This is a genomic window from Arthrobacter endolithicus (assembly GCF_026627425.1).
Classification (GTDB): domain Bacteria; phylum Actinomycetota; class Actinomycetes; order Actinomycetales; family Micrococcaceae; genus Arthrobacter_M.
On record NZ_JAPNLH010000023.1, the window covers coordinates 38,882 to 46,707 of the forward strand.

Annotated in this window: 7 protein-coding genes; 3 read left to right on the top strand and 4 right to left on the bottom strand. The window is 60.8% G+C overall.

Translation table 11 applies throughout. From position 1 onward, the window contains the following. Nucleotides 1-130 precede the first annotated feature (130 nt). The 4 genes from OS914_RS15970 to OS914_RS15985 all read right to left on the bottom strand — a co-directional run bounded on the left by OS914_RS15970 (nt 131) and on the right by OS914_RS15985 (nt 3,799). Nucleotides 131-490, bottom strand: coding sequence for a cupin domain-containing protein (locus tag OS914_RS15970; protein WP_267547041.1), 360 nt, complete (start codon nt 488-490; stop codon nt 131-133). A 209-nt stretch (nt 491-699) separates the two neighbouring features. Then, nucleotides 700-2,487: a molybdopterin-dependent oxidoreductase gene (locus OS914_RS15975; RefSeq protein WP_267547042.1), complete on the bottom strand. Its 1,788-nt coding sequence runs from the start codon at nt 2,485-2,487 to the stop codon at nt 700-702. Nucleotides 2,488-2,550: 63 nt separating this feature from the next. Next, on the bottom strand, nt 2,551-3,270 hold the full coding sequence (locus OS914_RS15980; RefSeq protein ID WP_324290671.1) for a peptide deformylase: 720 nt from the start codon (nt 3,268-3,270) through the stop codon (nt 2,551-2,553). Between the two features lie 286 nt (nt 3,271-3,556). After that, a complete protein-coding gene (locus OS914_RS15985; protein ID WP_267547043.1) occupies nt 3,557-3,799 on the bottom strand; it encodes a hypothetical protein in 243 nt (80 codons plus the stop codon). Between the two features lie 158 nt (nt 3,800-3,957). Here OS914_RS15985 and OS914_RS15990 point away from each other — a divergent pair, with 158 nt between their 5' ends. The 3 genes from OS914_RS15990 (at nt 3,958) to OS914_RS16000 (ending at nt 7,753) form a co-directional block, all read left to right on the top strand. Continuing rightward, the gene (locus OS914_RS15990) at nt 3,958-6,348 is read left to right on the top strand and encodes an excinuclease ABC subunit UvrA (protein ID WP_267547044.1); all 2,391 of its coding nucleotides are present in this window, start codon (nt 3,958-3,960) and stop codon (nt 6,346-6,348) included. 401 nt (nt 6,349-6,749) lie between these two features. After that, nucleotides 6,750-7,061 (top strand): transposase, encoded by a 312-nt coding sequence (locus OS914_RS15995; RefSeq protein WP_267547045.1) that lies wholly within the window; start codon nt 6,750-6,752, stop codon nt 7,059-7,061. Nucleotides 7,062-7,138: 77 nt separating this feature from the next. Beyond that, nucleotides 7,139-7,753 carry a DDE-type integrase/transposase/recombinase gene (locus tag OS914_RS16000; protein ID WP_267547046.1) on the top strand — a complete coding sequence of 205 codons (615 nt, stop codon included), beginning with the start codon at nt 7,139-7,141 and terminating at the stop codon, nt 7,751-7,753. Nucleotides 7,754-7,826 lie beyond the last annotated feature (73 nt).

The following is a 7,826-nucleotide window of genomic DNA, read 5'->3' on the forward strand; positions in this document are numbered from 1 at the left end:
CAGTCTAAATGGCGTGTCTCGGGCAGCCCGTAGGAGACGTCTTAACACACTCGTGGTGAATTGCTATCTGACAGCTATTAGCTCGGGCACGTTAATACCGAAGTTCGCCATAGGCAGCCGGGTGGGAAGGTCACTGGCCTGGTACCTGAGCTGCTGCCTGGTGCCGCTTGGCAACGGTCAGCACGACGACGGAGTCCTGCTCCGCTTTTAGGGCATGACGCGCGTCAGGCATCGGGAGTAAATCTCCGGCGGAGCCGTCCCATTCCGCGGCTTCGGACGTCAGTAGCACCCGACCGGACAGCACGTAGACCGTCGCCTCGCCGGGATTGACATGCTCGTTAAGGACGGATCCGGCGCGTAGCGCGATCATCGTCTGGCGCAGGACCCGCTCGTGGCCGCCGTAGACCGTTTCCGCGCTGCGGCCGCTCGGGGCCTGCCGGGCGATATCCAGTTGATGCCGTGCCAACGCGGTCAAAGAAGTCTTTTGCACGATGTGTCTCCCTCATGGCCGGTCCTTATCCGTTAAACAGTAGAGGATGCCGCGCTCCTGCGGCACCCTTGCGGCGCCAGGAGGAGGTGGCCAGGTTGATGACGGCAGAAGACGGCGGAGCAGGTCCATGATCCGCGGTACTTTTGCCAATCCGCTGCCGGGCGAGGTCACCGTCAGGATTGAGGCGGATGAATTGCTGAACAGGTGAGTCAGATGGACTGCCGGTAACCGAAGAATTCGTGGTCATTGTTGTAGCCGCCCTGGCCTCCACCTACCTCGGAGAAGTGTTCCACGAACTCGATGCCCTTGATCCATTTGACCAGCTTAAAGCCCAGCTGAACTTCGTTGCGCAGCCGCAGCGGCGCACCGTGGCCGAAGGACAACGGTTGATCATTCATCTCATATGCGAGCATCGTCAGCCGGTAAGACATTTGCCCGATCGGCTGCGCATCATAGTAGATCCCCGTGTCCGGTCCCTCTGCAAAGGAGTAGAAGATAACCCACTTCGCCGCCGGCTTCGGCTTCGCCAGGTCCACGATGGTCTGCATCGAAATGCCGCCCCATTTGGCCACGCCTGACCACCCTTGAATGCAGAAATGTTGCGTGATTTGTTCGTGCCGGGGGAGCGCGTGGAGTTGTTCCAGATCCAGCTCCACCGGATTCTCCACCAGGCCGTTGATCCGGAGCCGGTAATCGCGGAAATCCCCGGCGCGCAACTGCTGATACTCCTGCGACTCCGGGTACTTTCCGTTGTGCCAAAAATAGGGCGAAATATTTTTCTCGCTGTACTGCCCAGGATTGGAGTCGATGTGTTCAAAAAGCCGCTCCGCAGGCCCGATCAGGGAGGAGCCGACTTTCTGTACCTTGCGTGGGTAACGGTAGGTCAGGGGAGTGGCGGCCACCCAGGCCACAATGACAACCATCATGGAGACGGCGAAAATTGAGAATCCGAGCCAGGACTCGTTATCGGCAGCGGCGTACATGTGGTTGAGATTTCGAAGGGCCCCCGTAGTCAGCACCAGCGTCACATGCACCAGGATAAACAAAACAAACCAGCACAATACGAGAAAATGCAGCGACCGAGCAGCCTGAATGCTGAACAAGGAGCTGATGCGGCGGAATCTGGTGGAAAGCGCCGGGGACATTCCCAAGCCGGTCAGCAGGGCAGCCGGCGCGGCGATGAAAACCGTCAGGAAGTAGGCGATCAGCTGCAGGCTGTTGTAATTGACCCAGCCCGATTCCACCGGCCAGTCCAGCGAAAGGTACTGGATGGTCACGGAAATAGCGTTCGGAATCACATCCCAGCTCATCGGTACCAGCCGCTTCCATTGCCCGGTGCTGAAGATCAGGACGAAAAAGACAATCCCGTTCAACAGCCAGAGGGTATCGATGCCCAGATGCCACCAGCGTGCCAGCCCGATTGAATGCCGCCGGCCGGGCAGGCCGACTCCGTCCGGAAGCGTGATGGAATCCTGCTTTGCTGTATACAGCGGATCCGGGGGAACGGGTTTCTGCATCCGGAACCAGTCCCGGCCCGGCGTCGAATGCCGGGTCCAGTAGAACCGCGGGTGGTCGGCCATTATGGTCACGCCGGAGCGGATGAGAAAAGTCATCAGGAACAAGTTCAGGAAATGCTGCCAGCCAAGCCAGGCCGGAAATCCCACCGGGGCATCGTTCGGCAGTTGCGACATGCCCGGATAGCGCTGCATAAAGGACTGAACACCCGGCAAGTCCCGGATACCCTTCGCGACGGCAATGCCAATAATCAACAGCAGAAGACCAATGGGAATCAACCAGAGCAGGTTAAACCACTTCGTACGTCCCAGCCGGACGCGTGGCGCCACGCCATACTGCGCCGGAATACCTCCTGCCCAGGCAGCATCGACCGTGTCGCCTTCCTTCTTGACCAGCTCGGTCCGGAAGCTCCTGAGCACTCGCGGCCCGCTAACGGGGGAGGAGCCCTCGGGGATGTTCCGTTCCGTACCTGTGGGGTCCATGCTGCGGAGCCTAGCAGTGCTTCGGGCCTGGCCCGGCATTGGCCGCCCACAGGTGGCGAAGCCTTAGAACCGCAGCCCCTCCCGGGCGAGGGAAATGCCAGGCTCGGCCCAGCGCTGGCTGTACTCCGTATCGTCGGCAAGCGAACGCGTCAAGGCCTTATCGATATACAGAGTTCCATGCAAATGGTCGGTTTCGTGCGCCACAATGCGCGCTGCCCACCCGCTAAACTCCCGATGGCACGCGAGTCCAGTAGCGTCGTCGTACGTCAAACGCACCCGCGACGGACGTTCGACGACGGCCTGCCAGCCGCGCATCGATAGGCACCCTTCGTAAAAAGAGGCGGTCCCGGAGCCGATCGCCTGATAGCGGGGGTTGAGCAGCGCCAGAAACTCCAACGGCGAACGTGCGCGTTCCTCTGCAATTTCCGCCGGCAGCTCATACAGATCCTCCACTACGGCCAGCTGCAGCGGCAGTCCGATCTGCGGAGCCGCCAGCCCGACCCCGGGGGCTTCATGCATGGTGCGGCGCATCAGCTCGATGAGCGCCTCGAGCTCGCTGGCGCTCACTTGGCCGGCAACCGGCTTTGCCGGGCTGCGGAGCACCGGATCCCCGGCTTGGACAATCGGCGGCAGCTCCCCGGACCCCAACATCGTTAGCACCATGTCCCGGATCCCGGCATCGGAGTACCCGGTACCGGATAATCCGGCATCGCACAACGGGGCGCCGCTGGAGCCCGACGGGAGTGGGAAAAAGTCGGGGGAGGGGGAATCGCTCATGCTCATGAATCCAGTTTAGGTGCCCGTCACAGCCGCCCCGGGGCGAACCCTCAATTGGCCGGGCCGCACCGGGCTGGCGTTGTAGCATGGCTGATGAACTAATACTTAAGAAGATCGCGTTTGTGGTTGCCCCAGCGGAGTGGAGCAGGTCGAGTAGATCCGTCCGTGGCAGGCCGTTGTCGATGCCGGCGGCAGCCCCGGGCTGGTATCCACCGAATCCAGCAAGGCACCGGCGGTTCATAACGAGCCTACAGACGGACATCCGCAACGTGAGCGGCAGCTTGATGAAGACTCATTCACCTGCACCGAAAAGGGCTGCACCCTGGTGACCGGCGTCATCAACTATCACGTGGGGAAGGGCGGTCCTTTTTTCGTAGCGGGCCAGCGCGTCCTGGACCACGCACCGCTGGCCCGCCGCAGTGAAGTATTCGTCGCCGCGAAGGGGTTCCCATGGGCCCAGAAACTCCCGATTCACTCGTAGCAATTCGGCCAGAGCCGGTACATCGCTGCGGGTTATATGTCTGGTGGAGATCACCGGTCAATGATCGCATGGGCGCCGGCGCAGAGACATAAAATGAACCATGGCCCGAGAACTGTTCTTGGTTATGGGACGTGCCGCTCGGTGCGGAATTGATCGGGCCACACGGCACCGGGCAGAACGAAGGCAGCTTCCCCTAGCAGAAAAGAGACAGCATGAGCTCGGACATCAGGACGGAACTGGAGTCGGCTGTGCGGCACGTTGGTGACAGCCACGATCTGATCCGGGTGCAGGGCGCACGCGTCAACAACCTCAAGGACGTCAGCGTCGAGCTCCCAAAGCGTCGGCTCACGGTCTTTACCGGCGTCTCCGGTTCGGGCAAGAGCTCCCTCGTTTTCGGCACGATTGCCGCCGAATCGCAGCGGATGATCAACGAGACCTACAGCGCCTTTGTGCAGGGCTTCATGCCGACACTGGCACGTCCAGACGTCGACGTGCTGGACGGGCTGACGACGGCGATCCTGGTTGACCAGGAGCGGATGGGCGCCAATCCGCGGTCCACCGTCGGCACGGTCACCGATGCAAACGCGATGTTGCGGATCGTCTTCAGCCGGCTCGGGAAGCCTTACATCGGCTCGCCCCAGGCGTTTTCCTTCAACGTCGCCTCGATCTCCGGCGCCGGGGCAGTGAGCATCGAGCGCGGCGGCCGAATGACTAAGGAGAAGCGAAGCTTCAGCGTCCTGGGCGGGATGTGCCCGCGCTGCGAGGGCCGGGGCTCGGTGAACGACATCGATCTGACCGAGCTCTACGATGACGGCAAATCGCTCAATGCGGGTGCGCTCACGATCCCGGGCTACAGCATGGACGGCTGGTACGGGCGGATCTTCGGCGGCTGTGGCTTCTTCGACCCGGACAAGGCGATCAAAAAGTTCACCAAGAAGGAGCTCGACGATCTCCTCTACAAGGAGCCCACCAAAATCAAGGTCGACGGCATCAACCTGACCTATGAAGGTCTGATCCCGAAGATCCAGAAGTCGATGCTATCCAAAGGCGTTGACTCGTTGCAGCCGCACATCCGGGCCTTCGTGGAGCGGGCGGTCACCTTTACCACGTGCCCCGAATGCGACGGAACAAGGCTCAGCGCGGAGGCCCGGTCGTCGAAGATCAAGGGGATCAACATCGCCGAAGCCTGCGCGATGCAGATCAGCGATCTGGCCGGCTGGGCAGGCGGAATCGATGAACCGTCGGTGGCACCGTTGCTTAAGGCGCTCGGTGACACCCTCGACTCTTTCGTGGACATCGGGTTGGGGTACCTCAGTCTTAGCCGCCCGGCCAGCACGCTCTCCGGTGGTGAATCGCAGCGGACCAAAATGATCCGGCACCTCGGTTCCTCACTCACCGACGTCACCTACGTCTTCGACGAACCGACGATCGGGCTGCACCCCCATGACATCGCACGGATGAACAATCTTTTGCTGCAACTGCGCGACAAGGGCAACACCGTGCTGGTCGTGGAACATAAACCTGAGCTGATCGCGATAGCCGATCACGTCGTCGACCTCGGTCCGCGCGCCGGCTCAGAAGGTGGCCAGGTGATGTTCGAGGGCACCGTTGAGGGGCTGCGGGCCACCGACACTATCACCGGACGGCACCTGGACGACCGCGCATCTCTGAAGGAACAGGTGCGCAAACCTTCCGGGACGCTGGACGTGCGTGGTGCCAACGCCAACAACCTTGTGAACGTCGACGTCGACATCCCCCTCGGGGTCCTTACCGTCATCACCGGGGTGGCCGGCTCGGGTAAGAGCTCGCTGATCCGCGGCTCGGTATCCGGACGGGACGGTGTGGTGTCAATTGACCAAGGGGCAATCCGCGGTTCGCGCCGGAGCAACCCGGCAACGTACACCGGGCTCCTGGACCCGATCCGCAAGGCCTTCGCCAAGGAGAACGGCGTGAAGCCGGCGCTGTTCAGCGCCAATTCGGAGGGCGCCTGCCCCAACTGCAACGGCGCCGGTGTCATCTACACGGACCTGGCAATGATGGCCGGTGTCGCCGCTCCCTGTGAGGTCTGCGATGGAAAGCGGTTCCAGGCGCCGGTGCTCGAGTACCGGCTCGCCGGCAAGGACATCAGCGAAGTGCTCGCGATGCCCGTCGCCGAAGCTGCGGCCTTCTTCGGCGACGGCGGGGCGAATCTGCCGGCCGCCCACAAGATCCTCGTACGGCTCGCCGACGTCGGACTTGGCTACCTCACCCTCGGCCAGCCACTCACCACGCTGTCCGGAGGTGAGCGACAGCGGATCAAGCTGGCCACGCATCTGGGGGAGAAGGGCGGGGTCTACGTACTTGATGAGCCGACCGCCGGACTTCACCTCGCTGACGTCGAAAACCTTCTCGGCCTAGTCGACCGGCTCGTTGACTCCGGCAAGTCGGTCGTCGTCGTCGAGCACCACCAGGCTGTCATGGCGCACGCCGACTGGATCATCGATATCGGCCCCGGTGCGGGCCATGACGGCGGCCACATCGTCTTCGAGGGCACGCCCGCCGACCTCGTCGCCGCCCGTTCGACGCTGACGGGCCAGTACCTCGCGGAATACGTCAGCGCCTAAGCAGGGCTGAACTGCGGAAACGTAAAAATCGTCATGCAACGGGAGTTCTTGCAGCTACTGCTACTCTCGTGGGTTGAGCGCCGATAATCAACATTATGTCAAGTAGAAGTACTCTGTGGGTTGCATTGGATGAATCGCAAGTGATGATCGGCGCTGCTCCCTCCCCTGTGGCGCTGACACTGGATGGAGCACAATTTGCGGAGGTTTCGATGCAGCTACACGGCCCTGAACGGGTGCACCTGGCGCAATCGTTGCCCGTCCTTCTCAAACGGCGCATGGGCCGCACTCCCCTACCGCGTTGCGGGCATCCTTCTACTGCTCAACGCCCCAACGGCCATCAGTTTTTTCCTACCTGAATCGTCCCGTGTTTTATGCCGTTTTCTATTGAGAGAATGGATAGCATGCCCAAGCAGTACACTCCCGAAGTTAAGAGCCGTGCCGTGTCCTACGTGATGGACCGGTTGGATCGTTATAAGTCTGTCTATGCTGCGTGTGCTGAGATGGCGCCGAATCTCAATGTTGGTAAAGAAGCGTTGCGACGCTGGGTTCTCCAAGCACAGGTTGATGCCGGTGACAGGACAGGGCCAAGCAGTGATGAACTCGCCGAGATCAAAGCACTCAAATCCAAGGTCAAGGACCTTGAAGAAGTGAATGAAATCCTGAAACAGTCAGCGATTTTCTTCGCGAGGGAGCTGGACCCTCGCCGTCACTAATTACTGAGTTCATCGATCAGCAACGTGAACGTGGCTACGCAGTCCAGCAGATCTGCCAGGCCCTGAATATTCAGGGCGTGAAGGTCTCTGCCCGCACGTATCGCAGCTGGAAAGCAGATGAGCCCGCACCGCGCGTTGTTACCGACGCGTTGATCCTCAACAAACTCTATGACCTGCAGAAACCTGATCAGAAGACGCTCAAGCTGAACCCTGAAGTGCTTTATGGTCGACGGAAAATGCGTGTCTGGTTGCAGCGTAACGGGTTCGCCGATATCTCCAAGCACACCGTGGACCGGCTGATGCGTGTTGCTGGAATGAAGGGTTTGGTGCGGGGGCGCAGGACGACTACGACGATCCGTTCCAAGGACAAAATCCGGGCCAAGGACCTGTTGAACAGGAACTTCTTCACCGATGCCCCGAACAAGGATTGGGTCACGGATTTTACGTATGTTCCGATTCGTGGCGGGTTTGCTTATGTGTCCTTCGTGATCGACTTGTTCTCCCGCAGAATCTTGTCGTGGGCGTCCTCCACATCGCATGACACCGCGTTCGTGGAGGAGGCTCTGAAGCTGGCTCTCTGGCAGCGCCGCACTGAACGACACCCGCTGGCCAGGCCTGTGCTCGGCACCGTCCACCATAGCGATTATGCCGAGGAAAACGTTAAGCCGAGCTTGGTGCGCTTGCCCTGGTGATTCGGGGGTCTCCGTCCCGTTCCTCGGCTTAACGTTTCCTGCTATCTCAGTGAGTAGAGTAGCTGAAGTTTGT

Excerpts from the sequence above, each read along its gene's own strand:
- OS914_RS15980 (WP_324290671.1), bottom strand. The coding sequence starts at position 3,270 with ATGAGCATGAGCGATTCCCCCTCCCCCGACTTTTTCCCACTCCCGTCG.
- OS914_RS15990 (WP_267547044.1), top strand. The coding sequence starts at position 3,958 with ATGAGCTCGGACATCAGGACGGAACTGGAGTCGGCTGTGCGGCACGTT.
- OS914_RS15995 (WP_267547045.1), top strand. The coding sequence starts at position 6,750 with ATGCCCAAGCAGTACACTCCCGAAGTTAAGAGCCGTGCCGTGTCCTAC.
- OS914_RS15975 (WP_267547042.1), bottom strand. The coding sequence starts at position 2,487 with ATGGACCCCACAGGTACGGAACGGAACATCCCCGAGGGCTCCTCCCCC.